The following is a 17,514-nucleotide window of genomic DNA, read 5'->3' as shown; positions in this document are numbered from 1 at the left end:
ATTAGAAAATCACCTCTTCGTAGGAGTTGTTTGATGACGGGATAGCTGCGGGGCTCTGACTTTCTTTGAGTAATGAAATGTATAGGTTAACGTGTTCTATGGTCCGCTTCTGGTAAAAAATGTCCAGAGGGATCGTAGCCCCGGTTGCCTTGCGGATGGAAACAATGAGTGAGGCTGCCTTGAGTGACGTTCCGCCATGGGCCAAAAAAGAATCTGTGTCGGTAAAATACTTACTGCCGAGGGCCAGACGGAACAGGCCCAGAACAGTTTCGGGGGACTCGTCCTGCATATGAACTGATGGTTCTGGAAGTTGACCTTTATCCACTTTACCATTTGCATTAATAGGCATTTTCGGAAGAAAGACGAAATGACGGGGGAGCATATATTGCGGGAGTCGTTTTGACAGGAAAGTGCTTAATGACTCCTTGGAGAACGTGCGGTCAGGCTTGACGACTACATAGGCGACGGGTTCTGACTCGGCACCGCGTCTGACTGCGACATGGGCCGTGGCCACCTCGGGTGCAAGCTCAATGGTGGAGCATATTTCACCAAGGTTGACGCGATAGCCGGAGATTTTGACCTGATCGTCAAACCTGCCGAGTAGTGTCAACTTTCCCTGTGCGTCCAGTCTGCCCAAGTCTCCAGTTCGGTATAGCTTCATACCCGGATTGTCATTGTCAGGAATGAACACCTGCTCAGTTCGTTGCACATCATTCAAATAGCCCATGGATACAGTTGGACCTCCCAGAACAACTTCTCCTGTTTCACCTGTTGGCAACATAATGCCGTGTTCGTCGCAGATACGCACAACAGCGTCGCCGATGGGGGTACCCACTGACAGGTCCTCTTTAGTACTAGGTATACCATTCACAAGGTCCTTGGTGATGATGACCGTTGTTTCAGTTGGGCCGTAACAATGGTAAAATTTTTTAGGTGGTCCTGCTGCGAATACGCTGCGGAGAATTTCCAGAGTGGCCTTTTCTCCACCCATAAACAGGAAGCCCAGAGATGAAAAAACCGATGGATTTTGTAAGGCCAAAGCGTTGAACGCAGCTGTGGCCAGAAAGAGGGAACTGATGTTGTATTTAGACAGAAAGTTCTGGCAGCGGGGTGCGTCAAGGATATCGCTTGTCCTGCCACCCACTATGGTGCAGCCATTGAGCAGACTGCCCCATATTTCCAGAACGGTGGCGTCAAAGGTTAGAGCTGCGCAAAATGCAACTCTGGCTCCGGGGCGCAAGGCCTCGTGGCAAAAATTAGTCGCAAAGTGCAGCACGTTGGCATGTGAAACCATAACCCCCTTTGGCTGGCCCGTAGAACCGGAGGTATGCAGAATATACAGAGGAAGTTGCTCTGCGGGGCTTGTCGGCAACGGTCTTGGTTCGTATTGATTGTCCGTTGTGATTATGACAGGCAGGACAGAGAGTCCGCAAAAATTGTTGTAGGCCTTTTCGGAGGCGGCAATAACCAGACCTGCATTACATCTTTGCAGAATACTCCGGCTTCTTCGCTCCGGCCATTCTAAGGCAACAGGGACATAGGGAACACCGGCCTTGGCAGCTGCAAGAAAGGCCACGATAACCTCGGGAGAACGTTCCAGAACGACCCCCACTGGTTTAGTGGTGCCAAGGCCATGTGCCTGAAGTTGGGTGGCCAGCGCGTCGGATGCCTTGTCCAGTTCTTCATAGCTCAGGCTGAACTCCGAAAATATACAGGCTGGTTGATGACCATGTAGTTGCGCGATGCGGAAAAAGCGCTGCAAGAGAGGGCTCGTCTGCTTTTGTTCGGTAAAATCAGAGGAGTCTTGCCCACTGCATGGGGCATGTCCGTACATGTCTATTTTCATTAAGACTCTCCATGAACGTCTATTTCAAGCCTGTATGGTTAACGAGGTCCGACAGTGGAAGGGAACTGACCCATCGCGGTTCGGACATGGTTATGTCGGTGTTTCCACTAATCCAGCCCACGGCAAGAGTTACATCTTTGCGAGCGGTAGAGACGGTTTTTGCTTTCACAGGAGTTGCCGCGCAGGGGGCTCCATGTACAAGTGCCGTCTTCGGACAGACATGGAACGATTTGAAGTCCCAAGTCAGTCCGGTACCGAGTGCCTTTGCTGCAGCTTCCTTTCTGGTCCAGACTTCGAGAAAACAACGTTCTTTTTCGATCGATTCTGCTATCAAAGTCAGGTCAAGAGGATGCAGCGTTGAGTACACGTTTTCGTATAAGCCGCTTTCTGCCCGGGACAATTCGATATCTATTCCGCAAGGACAACTTCGTGATATCGCCAAAGCTGCAAACGGCCACGAGTGTGACAAGTTGAAATACAGTGGAATGCCAAACGGGATGGCTCTGAGCTTCGGTTTTCCATAAGCAGTGTTCTCGAATTGCCACTGGTGTGGATTAACTGCGGGCTCGTACATGCTGAGCAACACCCTTTTCAGGATATGAGCCGTGCAGAATAACAGCGCATCTCTGGTAAAATGAAAGCGTTTCATTCGAAGCAATTCTTCTGAGGACAGCAGGCCATCAGCAATTCGGGCGGCAATGGAAAACTGGTTTGAAGCACCCTGAACCTCGTCGGTCAGGAAAAAGCTTTTTGCATCAGCAAGCCAAATATCAATGTCATCAGAAAAAGTTACGTCGATACTCGTTGATCTGGCAGCGCGCTCATGCAGCGGAACTCGTGCTTGTCCGCTGCATGGAGCGTTGCTCGGGTTCGTAAGTCCTGCGCTAGTCAGCTGGGACCATCTGGAACTGGAAGTCGTCATTACCGTCTTTATAGGCGTCATATTTGAGAACTTCGGCAACGTTGTTCTGGTCGTCGAAGAGAAGCACTGTGGGCTTTACATTGCAGATATCTTCTGGCGAGTTGACATATTCGGATGCTCCGATAATGACCTCGTCGCCCGGTTGGCAACGGCGGGCTGAGGCTCCGTTGAGAACGCAGCATTTGGACCCGGGCTCACCGAATATTACGTAGGTAGAAGTTCTCTCTCCATTTGTTTTGTTCCAGATGTAAACATACTCCAGCGGGTAAATACCGGCCTGTTTGCAAAGTAGAGGGTCCAGAGTGATGGAGCCTCTGTAATTAAGATTGCTGTCCGTCACTTTCAGACCGTGCAGCTTGGCGCGAATCATCTTAATCATCTAAAATTTCTCCATAGTAATGTTATTTTCAAGAGCTATTGAGCCACTGATGAAGCATACATTAGTTGCTCTCAGTTCTTCGTGCTGCCCGAGGAAGGATTATGCATGCTCGTTTTTGAAAATGATTTTCAATTCCAAGAAGAGGCGGTTATTCTGTACCATTGTTTTTTTAAATTTAGGAACAGGCTCACACAGGCCCTTTAGTGGCGAAATGGTAGATGCTTAAAGATATTGTTTTTTATCTGGCTGTTAGTGATGGGCTGAGCTTTGCCCCAGCTTATTTGTGAATAGGCGTAGCGTTTTTTGGGTACGCATGCTCCGTTTGAGGGGAGTCGTATAGCGTTGTGGTGATGTTAATTCTCATTTTCATTTTAAAGTGATGTCTGACCACTGAACAATGCAACGAAAATGAGGAGAAAACAGTGCATATGTTATCGAGGGTTACTAAATTGGGCTGCTCTTTGTTGGCTGTGCTCGCCATGGTGCTTGTGTTTGGGGGAGGGGCTCCGGCATATGCAGAGGAGCAGAAAGAGGAAAAGAAAAGCCGACCAAGCTATTTACTCGAGCCAGTAAAAGTTTTTGCCAATAAACGTGAGCAGAATGCTCAGAAGATACCGATATCAATGACTATCATGGATGGTAATAAACTTGAGGATGCGGGAATAAAGACTCTTAAAGATGTATTCGATCGCATTCCCAACCTCTATACAGGGACAACTGTTGGCAACAACAGGTTTATGTCTTTCCGAGGCAAGAAAACTATGGAATTTGTGGAAGCTAACCCACTTATCGTTTACGTGGACGGCATTCCTATGGATTCTTTTCTGAATACTGACCCCAGTCTTTTGAATATTGAACGTATTGAGATACTTCGTGGTGCACAGAGTGTTTTATACGGTAAAAGCAGTATGGGCGGGGTAATCAATATTATTTCCAAGAAACCAACAAATGAAAATTTTTTTACGACGTATGGATCAACAGGTAGCTACTTTAGCCGTGAAATTGGAGGACTTGCCACGGGACCTGTTGTAGAAGACAAACTTTTTTACTCACTCTCGGCGCAGTATGACGGTACTGATGGCTATATGGACAATGAGAACAGCGAAGAGAGTAACAAAAAAAATACAGGGCGTTTGAAAGGGCAATTGCGTATTACTCCCTCGGAAAAACTTGAGATGAATCTGGTTGCTGAATACATCAAGGAAAGCAAGGGATTTGATCCTAATATTAAAGGTATGAGTCCGACTTTGAAAACTGCCGCAAATCCGAATGATAGTACCAACAGCGATGCTCTGAGCACTGGTTTTTCACTTGGATATGACTTTGATTGGGCAAGATTGGACTCTGTATCGACATACCGACAGGATAGTGTCGAATATGAACAAGATATGCAGTTCCTTGGGTTGCCGATTCCTGTTTCCGGCCGTGATGTGGACAGGCTTGAGTTTAGTCAGGAATTCCGGCTCAAGTCTCTTGAGGGCAGCGATGGTATCAGTTGGCTAGCGGGTATCTATGGTAGCCACAAAGAACATGACAGAAAAAAAATATATTCAGAAATGTTCGGTATGGAGTTTTTGTATAACAATACAGAAAAGTCTAATGACTACGCTGCATTTGGTCAGGCTGTATTCCCCTTTATGGATGATAGGATGAAACTGACTACAGCCCTTCGTTACCAATATACGGATAAAGAAATACAATTTAAGCACGTGAATCCGTTCGGGACTGACAACAGAGCTCATACAACCCAACATTGGGATGCTATACTGCCGCAGGCGAGTCTTTCTTATGATGTTACCGAGAGTGTCATGGGATATGTCAGTATAACCCGTGGTTTCCAGCCGGGTGGCTTTAACTGGAACAACTCTTCACCAGACCCTGAAAAGCATACCTTTGAGGAGCAGACATCGTGGGATTATGAAGTGGGTGTCAAAAGCATGTTCTTAAGCAACAAGCTCATGGTTAATGCCAACCTTTTTTATTCTGACATTAAAGATCTGCAAACCTGGAGCACTGACGCATTCAATAACTATTATGCCGAAAATGCCGGTAAAGCGACAAGCTGGGGTGGTGAGCTTGATGTTACCGCACGGCCGGTCAAAGGGCTGGAACTGGAGTTTTCGGCTGCCTTCACAAGGGCCGAGTTTGATGACTACGTTACTGACATAAGCGGGGTTGAAGTTGATTACAGCGGTAACGATGTTCCCCTGACTCCGGAGCACACTCTGAGCGCTGCAGCTCAGTATCGGTTTGAAAATGGTTTGTTCGTTCGGGGTGAAGTGCTTAACTACGGCAAAATGTATTGGAATGACGCTAACACGGTTTCCCGAAGCGGCCTGACGATTTCCAATGCGAAGCTGGGGTACGAGTCGGAAGGGTGGAGAGCCTATCTTTATGGAAACAACGTGTTTGATGAGCGCTATCTGACTTTCTATATGCCCACATCTGATATGGGTACTGTCGGTAAGCCCAGAGAGTTCGGCCTGCGTGTTGAAGTAACATTCTAAACGTTTGAATTACGGAATGAAACGCGCAGCTCGGTTAACGTGTTGCGCGTTTTTATGTGAAGTCGCTCTGGTTTCTTGTTTGTTTATCTGCATCGACAACCCATGCGGAAACCTTTCGCTACTGCTCCCGGAGTGACTCCAAAGTGTTTTCTGAAGGCGGCAATGAAGTGGCTGACATTAGTGTAGCCTACGTCCCAGGCGCATTCACTTACGTTTTTTCCGTCATTGATCATAGCAAGATATGCTGTCTTGACCCGTTGCTTTTGCAGGTAGCCAAAAACTGTGGTGCCGAAAACCTGCTTGAAGCCCCGCTTTAGTTTAAATTCATTAATGCCTACTTCTCGGCAAAGGTCCTGCAGTGAAGGAGGGGTGACTATGTTGTTCTTCATGAGCATACGGACTTGATTGAGCTTCGATATGTCATCCTGAGTAAGTGGTATTTTTTTTGTTTTTTGGCATTCCTGAAGATGGTCAAGAATAAGGCACAACATCTCTATACCGGTGCTATATGCAAATACTTTAAACAAATCGGGAGCAAGTGTAGAGCGCATCACTTTGTCGGCCAAAGCAATTGCCTGAGGAGGGGCAGGAAGGCTTTCGGCGTGCAGCGACTGGCCATTTTTTAGTATGATGTCGACAAAGTTAGCTGGAAGGCTTTGTATAAGCTTCGTGCCAAAAATATCCTGCAAAAATTGTGGATCAGCAATGAGCATGACACTGCTGTGCTGTTCTTTGCCCATGGAAACTGTTTCTCCGCAGGTGTTAGGAGCGTACCCGATGTAAAGATCGTTGTCGCATACGTGTATCTCCCTTTTTGAATCATCGAAAAATTTGACAACTCCATAACCAGAAAGAGAAACGGAAAATACAATAGGTGATTTTTTGAACGCAAAGGATTTCGGTTGTGGGTCGGGAGCGACATTGTCAGCAGTAACCATGCTGAATCCAGAGTTCAAAGTCAGTTCGCAAACTCCTTGGGCATAGTTTGAATGGGACACGTCGATAGAGCGTATAAAGGATTTGTACGCTTTGGAACCTAACTGCTCAAGCGCACCAAAAAAGGTGTTATTCAAGCTGGGTTGGACGACCATATCAATTATGCTGGCCATTATCCCTCCTTGCCTATCTAAAAAAGACCGTAAGTTATGACGTATGGAGCTATTGATATCAAAATTCATAATCAAAAGCAAGAGGGCGCGTTGTTTGAGTGGAAATGGTTTTCATTTTCGGGTGTGGATGCTCCTTTTGCAGGTAGCGGCGGTGGCACAAACGAGAGAATGTTCGCAGGTATGCCCATACGTGGATAGAGAACAACCACCGCGAAGCGAATCTAGGCTTATTTAGGGTAACAGGTGAACCAAAGGACACTCATGCTTTCCAAAATAGTTATAAAGATATTTCAGTACGCAGGTATGCGACCCACAGCTTTGGCTCCTGCTGTAGGGTGCTCTTTGCTGGGAGCCGTGCTGTCTTTGGCGCCGGCTGTGGCAGCGTTTTTTATCCTCGCTCCCCCGGTTCAGCGGGAGCAAGGCAGCCAGTGGTTTTTGATTGTCGGAGGCTTAACAGTCATAGCAATGGTTGTGCGTTATGTGCTTGCACTTGCTTCGGGGCTTATGAGTCATAGGGTTGGAAACATTGTATGCACAGCCCTGAGAAAGAATATTCTTGAGAAGGTGGGCAGGCTTGGTGGCGGAGCGCTATCGTCTTTTTCTCAGGGGCGTATGAAAAAAATGCTCACCGAGGATGTGAACCTTGTCGACATGTTCATATCTCACCATCTTCCTGACGTAGTTTCTGCCATTGCATTGCCTCTTGGTATCGGTTTTTCATTGTTTTTTATTGATTGGCGTATGGGGTTGGCTGCTCTTGCTCCATTGCCTTTTGCACTATGGGTGCAGGGTGGCTCTGCCAAAATAGTCCAACAGGACGACTTCATGGCTACGTATGGTGCGGCACAGGAACGTATGAACACCTCCATCATCGAGTTTGTTCGCGGCATGCCAGTGGTGAAAATATTTAACAGAAGCCTTGATTCTTGCGACAGGTTGCGCACAAGCGTGGAAAACTACAGGGATATGCAGGCGTCGTTCATCAGAAAACTGACCGGAAGATGGGGAGCCTTTCTTGCGCTGGTCACCTTGAACCATGTGCCGCTGGGGATTCTCGGTTTATGGCTGCTTTCAAAAGGTTCAATTCAGGTTGCTGAACTTGTTCTGTTTATCATGCTTGGTCCCATGATGCTTGCCCCGCTCATAAAGGTGATGCGTATCGGCGCAATTCTCAGTCAGCTCTCCATAGCTATGGCCGGAATTGATGCTTTATTTGAATGTGAAGATAAAGACGAACAACCCAAGGCGGGACAGAACATACTTACAGAAGCTGTAGGTACAATTGTTGTTCAAGATTTGTCGTTTTCCTATGGGGAGTCTGAAGTACTGACTGGTATTAACATGAGCATACAGCCCGGCAGTTTTGTAGCTGTGGTTGGCCCTAGTGGCAGCGGGAAAAGTTCTTTAGCAGCGCTGCTCGCGGGTATGGAAAAGCCGCAATCTGGATTTATCAAGATCGGCGTACGAGATATGGCTGAGATGTCGTTGGAAGAACGCTCAAAGACCGTCAGCGCTTTTCTGCAGGACTCTTTTATTTTTACCGGTTCAGTGTTTGACAACATTCAGCTTGGCAGCCCTCACGCTAGCACGGACGAGGTTGTCCGTGCCGCCTGCATGGCACAATGCCATGAGCGAATCAAGGCATTGTCAGACGGGTATGACACGATTATCGGCGAAGGTGGCCGCGTCCAGCTTAGCGGAGGAGAAAAACAGCGTATAGCGCTTGCCCGTTGCATTCTCCGGGACACCCCTGTGTTGATTATGGACGAGGCGACGGCTGCAATGGATGCAGAAAATGAATGCAGAATCCAAGAAGCTCTTGCAGCGTTTATGGCGACCAAAACCGTAATCGTGGTTACTCATCGTATACATACAGTTGAAAAAGCAGATCATATCATCGTCTTGAATAATGGTTTTGTTGTTGCGCAGGGTACGCATGCTCAACTTCTCAGGGAATGCAAAGCATATGCGACCATGTGGAGCGCCTCTCAAACAGCGAAACAGTGGAAGATTGGTTCTCGTCAATATAACGGTGTGCAGGAGGCGGTCGCATGACGGTAACACAGGTTGTCCGGTCCATCTTTAGAATTTCCGGTAGCGGTAAGCAGTTTGTAAGACCCATAGCCCTATCGGCTTTGTCTACACTGCTTTTCGGACTAACGTATATGATCGTGGCCTGGTTTTTCGGAGGGCGTTTAGAGCTGACCAACACTCTGTTGTTTCAATGTTTCATCGTTTTGACTGTTCTGGCAATATGTTACCTGCTCGTGGTTACCATAGCGCGCTTGCAATCTACTCTTATGGCTTGCGCAATGGTGGCTAAGGCGCGTGTACGTCTAGGAGAACACCTCCAGCGTTTACCGTTATCTTTTTTTAAAAGAAAAGACCCTGGAACAGTCACGGCCTACATCCTTCAGGACATGGTCAGTGTAGAAAATGTCTTCAGTCAGTTTTTTGTAGAATTAGTGGCATCGGTCATGCTTCCCCTGATTTTTGCCAGCTTGTTTTTTTCCCTTGATTGGCGGTTGGCGATGCCCTTGTGTCTGGTTTTCGTGTTGGCTTTTCCTGTTTTACATTTGGCGCGTGCTGCAGTGCGGGAGTATGGGCAAAAACATATAGAATCACGCAACAAAGTGTTTTTGTATGTCATTGAATACATTTCCGGAGTGCGGGAACTCCGCTCCTGCATGGCTACTGGCATGGGGTTTAAGCCACTGGCTCAGGCGCTGGAGCGCCAGCGCTCATCGTTAATGCGCTTTGAACTGAGCTCTGTCGGCCCGATTCTTGTTTATTCCGCCCTGCTAGACTTAGGTTTCGTGGTCATGTTTTTTGTTGGCATATGGCTACTGTCGGTTTCAATGATTGATGCCGGCACCCTCGTTATCTTCCTTGTGCTTGGGGGTAAGTTTTTTGAGCCTCTGCGGGATATAGGAGCCTTTCTGGCGGAATTGAAAGGTATGGGCACAGCCGCTGTGAGGATTACAGGCGTTCTTGACCAAAGGCCACTTCCTGTAAATGAAACGGAGGTGACTCCGGCAGGAAATGCGATTGAGTTCCGTAATGTATCTTTCGCTTATGAAGAGAAAAAGCATGCCCTTGACAATGTCAGTTTTACAGTGGCCGAAGGGAGCGTTACAGCTCTGGCTGGGCCCTCCGGCGGGGGCAAAACGACTATTGCCAGTCTGGTTGCCCGGTTCTGGGACGTGCAAAGTGGCTCCATAAGCATTGGTGGATTGGACATCCGTTCACTACAGCCAGAAACGTTGCTAGGTAAGCTCAGTGTTGTGTTTCAGGATATTTATATTTTCCATGATACGGTTTTCAATAATATTCGTATAGGCAATCCAGAAGCAACGGACCATGAGGTGATGGAAGCTGCAAAAGCAGCTTGTTGCCATGACTTTATCATGAAGCTTCCTCAAGGCTACCAAACTGTGGTTGGCGGGGTAAGCTCCGGACTTTCCGGGGGTGAGCGACAACGCCTTTCGATTGCTCGCGCCATTCTTAAAGACGCCCCCATCGTACTGCTTGACGAGGCTACTTCGGCCCTTGACCCCGAAAATGAACTGGCCCTGCAGTCTGCGCTAAACAATCTGTTGTACGGTAAAACAGTACTGGTGATTGCCCATCGACTGGCGACCATTTGTGATGCAGACCAGATCCTTATTTTGGATCAAGGCTGCATAGTTGAACAGGGTACTCATGAGCAACTTATGGATAAGAAAGGGCTTTATCATCGACACTGGGATCTTCAGCATCAAACAGAGTCATGGCAATTTCGCGCATCCTTTATGCCTCTGCGGCAGGAATCACCTGAGCCATCTAGCCTTTGAACACTATATAGTTGAATGGAAACGCAGATGAAACGTACTCAATTTTGGAAGGATATGGCAGCTATCGTAGCTCTTATGGGGCCGATACTCGTAACGCAGTATGCGCAGATAGCCAATGGTGTTGTGGATACACTGATGTGTGGCCGACTGGGCACTCAGGCGCTGGGCGCAGTGGGACTGGGGGTTGCTGTTTGGGTTCCCATGCAGGCCTTCTTAATTGGTATTTTGTACGCGCTGTTGGTTGAACTGGCTCAACTTTGCGGCGCAGACAGACAGTCAGATATACCTTTTATCACCCAGCAGGCGGCCTGGCTCGGTCTTATTCTTGCTGGGGGGATGGGGCTGTTTATTTATTTTGCTTCGTCCCACCTCGCTATTTTCGGTTTGCCTCAGGAATTACTGCCTATGGTTGGGAAATACCTTCGCGGTCTGGCGTGGGGATTTCCTGTTTGCGGGTTGTTTTACAGTCTGCGGTTTTATTGCGAAGGGCAGGGGGCTCCCAAGGTTGTAACCGCAATTTCACTCGGTGCAGTTGGGTGCAATATTATTTTGAACTATATCCTTATGTTTGGGGGATTCGGCTTCCCGGCGCTCGGTCTGCAAGGGTGTGGTATTGCCACTGGCGTGTGCTGGGTCATTAGCTTTCTGGCTGTGGCAATGTATGTATCTGTTGCACCGAGGTTTAAAGAAACAAGGTTGCTCAAAAAAATCTACGTTCCTGCTGCAGGAGCTGTTTTGAAGCTGCTTCGGACTGGCCTGCCCATTGGCATAGCGTTTTTGTCTGAATATCTGGTTATGGCCTGCATTGCACTTATGATTGCACGTCTGGGAACGGTCGCTGTGGCCAGCCATCAGATTACCTACAATTTCTCACTGGTGTTGTTCACTCTGCCCGTGGCGCTTTCCATTGCCATTAGTATTGTCGTCGGACAAGCCCGCGGGGCACAGAACGCCGCTCTTGAGCGCCGTATGGTCGCCACAGGATTGTTCATGTCTGTGATGGTCGGCGTTATTCTAACGGCATTACTTTTATTGACTGCAACGTGGATTCCTTCGTTGTACACCAGTGATCCTGCTATTGTGCATCTGACTGGTGGGTTGTTGGTTATTGCAGCTTTTTTCCAACTAACCGACTCTATTCAAGTCGGTCTTTCAGGAGCGCTTAGGGGCATACACGATACTACTATTCCTTTGGTGCTGACTTCAGCTTGCTATTGGGGAGTGGGTATTCCACTTGGTTACGCCCTTTCTGGAGAAGCAACCGTTACTGCGAACCTGCTTCCACGGTTGGGTGTGCATGGTTGGTGGGTCGGGCTGATTGTCGCCATCACTGTGGCTGCGCTTTTGCTCTTTGTTCGTGTGCGGCGCAGCTTTTGGAAAAAAATGACATCACCACATTGAATTTGGAAACGTTGACAGAAGAATCTGCCTAAAGAAACTTTCTCATGACTTTGCATTGAACACGTAAAGGCGTTCCCAGAACAGTATTTACGTGTTCAAGAGCCATGAGCCAGATGGACTTTTCTGTTTAGTTCTTTTCATTATAGTAGCGAGCCCTAGAAGTAATGTTCCAAGTATGATTAGTCTGGCTAGATTGTCGTTTTTTTTGTTGTCAATATGGCTTGAATCGCCCCTAGTTTCGTAGACACTCCTGAGTTATGAAAATGAGACCTCAGGAAAAATCGATGTACGCCAAACGCTACACTGACGAATTCAAAATTGAAGCGGTAAAACAAATCGCCGAGCACGGCTATCCCGTCTAAGAAGTTGCCCAACGGTTAGGCGTCAGCAGTCACAGCCTTTATGCGTGGAAAAAGAAGTATGGCCATGGCGAAGTCCATGCTACCCAGCTTGACGACCAACAAGTCGAAATTAAACGCCTTAAGGCAGAGTTAAAACGGGTAACAGAAGAGCGAGGCATCTTAAAAAAGGCTACCGCATACTTCGCCAAAGAGTCCCTGTGAAGTATGCCTTTATTCAGGTGCATGAAAAGGAGTTCGCGGTTCGCAACTTGTGCCGCATGCTGCATGTATATCGCAGCGGCTTTTATGCCTGGCTCAAGCAGCTTAAGTCGCCAAGACAAAAAGAAAATGAACGGCTGCTGGGACTAATCAAACAATTTTGGCTAGAAAGCGGATGCGTCAACGGCTATCACAACATTTATGATGACCTTTGCGAACTTGAAGAACGTTGTGGAAAAAATCGTGTAGCTCGGCTGATGAAGCAAGCAGGCCTAAAGGCGCAGGTTGGCTACAAGATGCCTCGTCCGAAATCCGGAAAGCCTTCTATTCACGCGGACAACCCCTAAAACAACAGTTTAACCCGCTTGCTCCAAATCAAGCTTGGGTTACGGATATTACGTACACCCGAACTCGCGAAGGATGGCTGTATTTATCGGTGGTCATTGATCTATATTCACGGCAGGTCATCGGCTGGCCAAAGCGCCCACAAATGACCTCAGGTCTGGTGTTAAAAGCCCTTCTGCAAAGGTAAGGTGCTAATTCATTCAGATCAGGGCAGTCAGTATACCAGTCACGACTGGTTTTCATTTTTAAAGGCTCACAATCTCGTTTGTAGCATGAACAGGCGTGGCAACTGTCATGATAACGAGGTTGCGGAAAGCTTTTTCCAGCTTTAAAACGAAAACGAATTAAGCGGAAGACATACAGAACTCGGGAAGAGGCTCGGCAAGACGTCTTTAATTATATCGAGATGTTCTATAACTCGATTCGCCGTAATGGGCACAATGGGAATTTGTCCCCAATAAAATTTGAAGAAAAGTTTGTTAGTAAAGTTGGGACTGCCAAGTAAATCAGTGGCGATTCAAAGTGTGTCCTGCTCTTGTCAACTCAAGCTTCAAAGTCTGCGGATAGCCTTTGGTTGCACTTAGAATGTCTGCGTCCGCTTTATGCCTACAAGAACTTGATCGCTACAGATTTTCAGTACGGTAATAAAAAAGAGAGTCACAACAATATGCCTCTTACTTGCTAATCTATTTTAGGATGAGCAATTTAATTAAAGAAGAGCATATGTTTACTGACGTGACTTTAGGGTTTTGTTGCCGCACCTGACTCTCGCTGGGTTTGTTTAAGATGGGGATGCTATTCTCGTAGCCTTTATCAGGCCAACAAGACCGGCGGATACGTAATGCAGAAGTGGATTGCCGTAAGAAGCCTTTTGGTCATTCTACAAATCTGATCTTTTTTCAAATCTAAGCAGTCCATGAAGAATGGGTGTCATATTACTAAGACATGGCACCATTTTACATTACTTTTTCGCGTTAGCTGCAGCCCATGCCTCGCCCTCTTGTATGGAGGCAAAGCCATAATGGACCATGGTTTCAGCAAGGGTTTCCTCTGCAAGATTACGTCCTTTTTTCCGGCATGCGTTGGTATATTCCAAAAGCTTTTGGAGTGTGGTTAGCGAGTAGGTGGAAAGTTCTCCGCGTAAATAGGTTTCTACAGAAGTTATGCCAAAAATGTCTTGCTTGGAAAATGAAGGGCGCCCTTGTGCTTTCAGGTGCGGATAATTTTTTGTAAGTTCCTGTTCCCAAAACATGTAGTTGGTTGCAATGTTTTCTCTTAGGACACAAAAATGCGCAGGCAAGACAGGCAGCATGTGACGAATACCGGCGAACTCTTTTGGATGGGTAGACTCCATCATGAAAGCATACTTTTCTGACAGCAGGTTACGTTTGTCGTGCTCTGCTGTTTGCAAGTCTTTATAATAACTTTCTAATATTTGTGCTGTCCATGTGATAAATTGGGATTTTCGCATAATCCGAAACGTTTCAGGATCGTTCTGGCATGACGCCCGCCCGTCACTTCCATGAACATTTTGGAACATAGAAAGCTCAAGCGACATAATGCGCTCAATCAGCTCTTGCGTCGGCTGCATGCTATCTCCTAAAAAAATGTAACTGTGTCTCTGTTATGGCTTTGTGCCGCAGTTGTAAAAAACGTTATTCATTAGAGAAAATTATGCAAGGTATGGCGTTATCCCGCAAGCTTTATGAAGAATGTGCAGCTCAGGTTTTTATACAAAAAATTCCAGAACTTGTTGAATGTGCAGCTTTTGGGCTTGTAGGAGGTGTTCTAAAACACACGACTTCCGAAAAACGTAATTGTCTCACTTTTCTATGTTTTTCTACAAAAATAGCTCACAAAGCATGACACTTTTTCCAGGGGCCAAAGACTTCATGTGATAGACTCTACTGGAATCACAAATTCAGCCATTTTCAGCTCAAAAAAATCAAGCCTACGTGGCGTTCTCGATGGTGACACAGCTCAACCAATCCTTTTCACAAAACAATGAGCGCTGCATGATCAAAGCACGATCACGCAACGCCCATTGCCTCATCTAAGTGAGATGAAATAACGCCAGCTAACGCATTACTGTCAACGGCAACTGAGAAGCCCCATAATAACGGGCTCTTCTGGGTGCATATTCCTTCTGATTTTGCTTAGCCAGATAACTCCCCCAATAGATGCACCTGTCCTTATCACGACGGAACTGCTCTTCCTGTTCTTCTCTTTGCTCCCCTGTAGCATCACGTGATGGTCTCCGAATCATGATGCCATTTTTAACAGAGTTTCCTTCGCGGTCACAGTCACAAAACCAAACCAACCCGGACGCTTTGAAGTCAAACAGTCCATGCCAGATAGCCTCGAAATGTGACAGCACGTTTCGGTAGCGTTGCACCTTGTTACCATCAAGCATGATTACACAATGGTAGTGTTGATGCTCTTCTGCCTTTTGTTCACGCGCCCAAACATAATGGAAGTGAATACCCTCAAGTCCCAGTTCTTCCCCTACTATCTTCCAGAATCGAGAAATCTTGTTGTTCGATTCATCAAGAGGGAAGTCTCTTGGAAAACGCAAATCAAAGCGTATAAAAAGCACTTTGTTGTGACGTCGTGTCATATGTTCGATTCTATCGATAATGCGATCAGCAATTTGAGTGCAAAATGCATATTGCTGATCTAATCCTGTATTCATCTCGCACTCCCTGTAGTGCATTGAGTTAGAATATTCTCTTCTCATTAATCTATCTCCTTTTTTATTTTTCATAAAAGATGAATTTGAACATACTTTCATGTTCATGATTAAAAAATAAACACATACTCAATTTGTCATTGCAATCTCTGTGCATGATTGACTATTTACAATAGCAAGCAAGAACTTCTATTGTTCTTATTCTATATTTCCTTAACAATTACATTTCACAATTGTATTATGCGTTGAATATAGTGAGTATATTTAGATTAGATATTACAAATAAACCTACTTTAGCCCACTAACATTTCACGCATTTTTAACGTCGTAATATGCAGTTTACACAAAGAATAATCCATTTTTGCTATCGAAAGCTAGTACACATACTATGGAGCACATTTCTCCAACATGATGTCCAAAACGACAGATGCCCGAGGCGAGAATGAACTCACTTCGGGCATCTGTCTTGCCGCATTGTATTGGCGAGCTTCTGGTTGTTCACATAGCACTACTCAGAAGTAGCCAATGCAGGATCGCTGCTTAGGTTTACTGACAAATCCGCTTTAAGCTCGTTTGCGCCAGACTCGTTTGCGTCGGACTCTTCAGCATCTGTATGGCAAGATGCAGGCTCGTCATCCAACATAATGGCTGCCGTGACCACAGCGGCAGCACCTGCAAGGCAGCCACCAAGAAAGGCGTACACGGTACTTCTGTTTGGAGCAGGTGCAACGACTGGGGCAGTCATCGCCTCTCCAGTTCCATGCGGTTCGAGTGGTACAGACATATTTTGCTGGTCGCTATAGTTTGTCATAGTGTTCTCTCTCCTTGTATTTTTTAATCATCCATCGTTTCCTTCACAGCTTGCAGTACGACGATCGCCACAGCGATCAATGAGCCCCAGTTCATAAAGAGCCTCCTTTTTTGTAACAGCATTTATTGGGCAACTGAATCAAGTTTGTGCAATGACGGCACAGGATGCAGAGAGTGCAGCACGGTACCCCCTGCGGCGTGGCATCGGCACCGTGGATATTGCTGTTCTGTCTGCAGAGGGCTTGCCCACTGCGGAGCTGGTAACGGCAGTGCAGGCGCGTATTGATGAACAACGTCCCGTCACGGCCGCCAGTGCCACTGTGTTGGCCCCGCAACCGTTGCCAGTGGATGTGCACGCCGCTGTGCGGCTGCAGGGCACAACCCTGCCTGTGGTAACGGCGCAGCTTGAACAGGCGCTGTTCGCCTTTTTTGCCACGCTGGTGCCGGGTGATCTTGTGGTGCGCTCGCACCTGGAAGCGATCATTTCCGGTATGGCAGGCGTGCTGGATAGAAGCCTGATAACCCCCGCCGCTAACGTGCAGGCCGTGGTGGATGCAACCCGCCTGCAATGGCCCAGACTGGGGCAGGTGACGCTGGAGGCCATGTAAATGAGCCATATCCGGTTGTTGCAACACCTGCTGCCCCCCACCAGCTACAGCCCGGAAGCCCCGCGTCTGAGGGCGGAACTGCACGCGGAAGGCAACGCCCTTGATGCCGCGCTGGCCGCTTCTGTACGTGCCGTCATGGGCATAGACCCGTTTCGTGCACAGGAATGGCTGCCGGACTGGGAGCGTGTTTACGGCCTGCCTGATGCCTGTTCCCATCCTGACACCACGTTGCAGGAACGCATCATGGCATTGGCCATAGCAGTGCAGGAACAAGCTGGCCTGTCGCGGGCATGGTTTACGCGCCTTGCCATGCTGCTTGGTTACAAGGTGGTGGTGCACGAATACCCGCCGTTCTGTGCCGGTTCACATGCGGGCGACATGTTGACCAACGGCGACTGGCAATGGGCATGGGGCGTAGCTGCTCCTGCCATTACCGAGCGCCGCTTCAGCGCAGGCCGCAGTGCCACGGGCGAGGCTCTGTCCACCTGGGGCGATCATTTACTGG

General features: G+C 47.5%; 13 protein-coding genes and 1 pseudogene. 7 read left to right on the top strand and 7 right to left on the bottom strand.

Annotation, left to right across the window (positions count from 1 at the left end; genetic code table 11):
• Position 1: 1 nt before the first annotated feature.
• From ACK5LI_RS05505 to panD, 3 genes are read right to left on the bottom strand one after another with little or no spacing between them, the layout of a single operon-like run.
• Positions 2-1,846 carry a non-ribosomal peptide synthetase gene (locus ACK5LI_RS05505; RefSeq protein WP_416947020.1) on the bottom strand — a complete coding sequence of 615 codons (1,845 nt, stop codon included), beginning with the start codon at positions 1,844-1,846 and terminating at the stop codon, positions 2-4.
• Positions 1,847-1,865: 19 nt separating this feature from the next.
• Complete coding sequence (locus ACK5LI_RS05500; RefSeq protein ID WP_416947018.1) at positions 1,866-2,768, bottom strand: 4'-phosphopantetheinyl transferase family protein; 903 nt, start codon at positions 2,766-2,768, stop codon at positions 1,866-1,868.
• Positions 2,731-3,147, bottom strand: coding sequence for an aspartate 1-decarboxylase (gene panD / locus ACK5LI_RS05495; protein WP_416947016.1), 417 nt, complete (start codon positions 3,145-3,147; stop codon positions 2,731-2,733). The genes ACK5LI_RS05500 and panD overlap by 38 nt, the downstream gene beginning before the upstream one ends.
• Positions 3,148-3,575: 428 nt before the next feature.
• Between panD and ACK5LI_RS05490 the strand changes: the two genes are divergently transcribed.
• Positions 3,576-5,654 carry a TonB-dependent receptor gene (locus ACK5LI_RS05490; protein ID WP_416947179.1) on the top strand — a complete coding sequence of 693 codons (2,079 nt, stop codon included), beginning with the start codon at positions 3,576-3,578 and terminating at the stop codon, positions 5,652-5,654.
• Positions 5,655-5,737: 83 nt separating this feature from the next.
• Here ACK5LI_RS05490 and ACK5LI_RS05485 read toward each other — a convergent pair whose 3' ends face one another.
• On the bottom strand, positions 5,738-6,763 hold the full coding sequence (locus ACK5LI_RS05485; protein ID WP_416947014.1) for a helix-turn-helix domain-containing protein: 1,026 nt from the start codon (positions 6,761-6,763) through the stop codon (positions 5,738-5,740).
• Between the two features lie 303 nt (positions 6,764-7,066).
• Here ACK5LI_RS05485 and ACK5LI_RS05480 point away from each other — a divergent pair, with 303 nt between their 5' ends.
• The 4 genes and pseudogenes from ACK5LI_RS05480 (at position 7,067) to ACK5LI_RS05465 (ending at position 13,407) form a co-directional block, all read left to right on the top strand.
• Positions 7,067-8,818: an ABC transporter ATP-binding protein gene (locus tag ACK5LI_RS05480; RefSeq protein WP_416947012.1), complete on the top strand. Its 1,752-nt coding sequence runs from the start codon at positions 7,067-7,069 to the stop codon at positions 8,816-8,818.
• A complete protein-coding gene (locus tag ACK5LI_RS05475; RefSeq protein WP_416947010.1) occupies positions 8,815-10,596 on the top strand; it encodes an ABC transporter ATP-binding protein in 1,782 nt (593 codons plus the stop codon). The genes ACK5LI_RS05480 and ACK5LI_RS05475 overlap by 4 nt, the downstream gene beginning before the upstream one ends.
• Before the next feature lie 27 nt (positions 10,597-10,623).
• Positions 10,624-11,997 carry an MATE family efflux transporter gene (locus ACK5LI_RS05470; protein ID WP_416947008.1) on the top strand — a complete coding sequence of 458 codons (1,374 nt, stop codon included), beginning with the start codon at positions 10,624-10,626 and terminating at the stop codon, positions 11,995-11,997.
• A gap of 284 nt (positions 11,998-12,281) precedes the next feature.
• Positions 12,282-13,407, top strand: a pseudogene (locus ACK5LI_RS05465) (IS3 family transposase).
• A gap of 456 nt (positions 13,408-13,863) precedes the next feature.
• On the opposite strand, the gene ACK5LI_RS05460 reads toward ACK5LI_RS05465, so the two are convergent.
• From ACK5LI_RS05460 to ACK5LI_RS05450, 3 genes are all read right to left on the bottom strand, one after another.
• On the bottom strand, positions 13,864-14,493 hold the full coding sequence (locus ACK5LI_RS05460) for a DUF4125 family protein (protein ID WP_416947006.1): 630 nt from the start codon (positions 14,491-14,493) through the stop codon (positions 13,864-13,866).
• 486 nt (positions 14,494-14,979) lie between these two features.
• A complete protein-coding gene (locus ACK5LI_RS05455) occupies positions 14,980-15,639 on the bottom strand; it encodes a YagK/YfjJ domain-containing protein (protein WP_416947005.1) in 660 nt (219 codons plus the stop codon).
• Positions 15,640-16,099: 460 nt separating this feature from the next.
• On the bottom strand, positions 16,100-16,402 hold the full coding sequence (locus ACK5LI_RS05450) for a hypothetical protein (RefSeq protein WP_416947003.1): 303 nt from the start codon (positions 16,400-16,402) through the stop codon (positions 16,100-16,102).
• A 151-nt stretch (positions 16,403-16,553) separates the two neighbouring features.
• Between ACK5LI_RS05450 and ACK5LI_RS05445 the strand changes: the two genes are divergently transcribed.
• Entirely contained in the window at positions 16,554-17,009 is a 456-nt protein-coding gene (locus tag ACK5LI_RS05445) for a baseplate J/gp47 family protein (protein ID WP_416947001.1), read from the top strand.
• A partial coding sequence (locus tag ACK5LI_RS05440) for a YmfQ family protein (RefSeq protein WP_416946999.1) occupies positions 17,010-17,514 on the top strand: 505 nt, incomplete at its 3' end. It abuts the gene before it with no gap.

Source organism: Oleidesulfovibrio sp. (genome assembly GCF_047973035.1).
In the GTDB taxonomy this organism is placed as follows: domain Bacteria; phylum Desulfobacterota; class Desulfovibrionia; order Desulfovibrionales; family Desulfovibrionaceae; genus Oleidesulfovibrio.
Note: the sequence above shows the minus strand (reverse complement) of the source record. Positions and strands in the feature narration are given on the sequence as shown.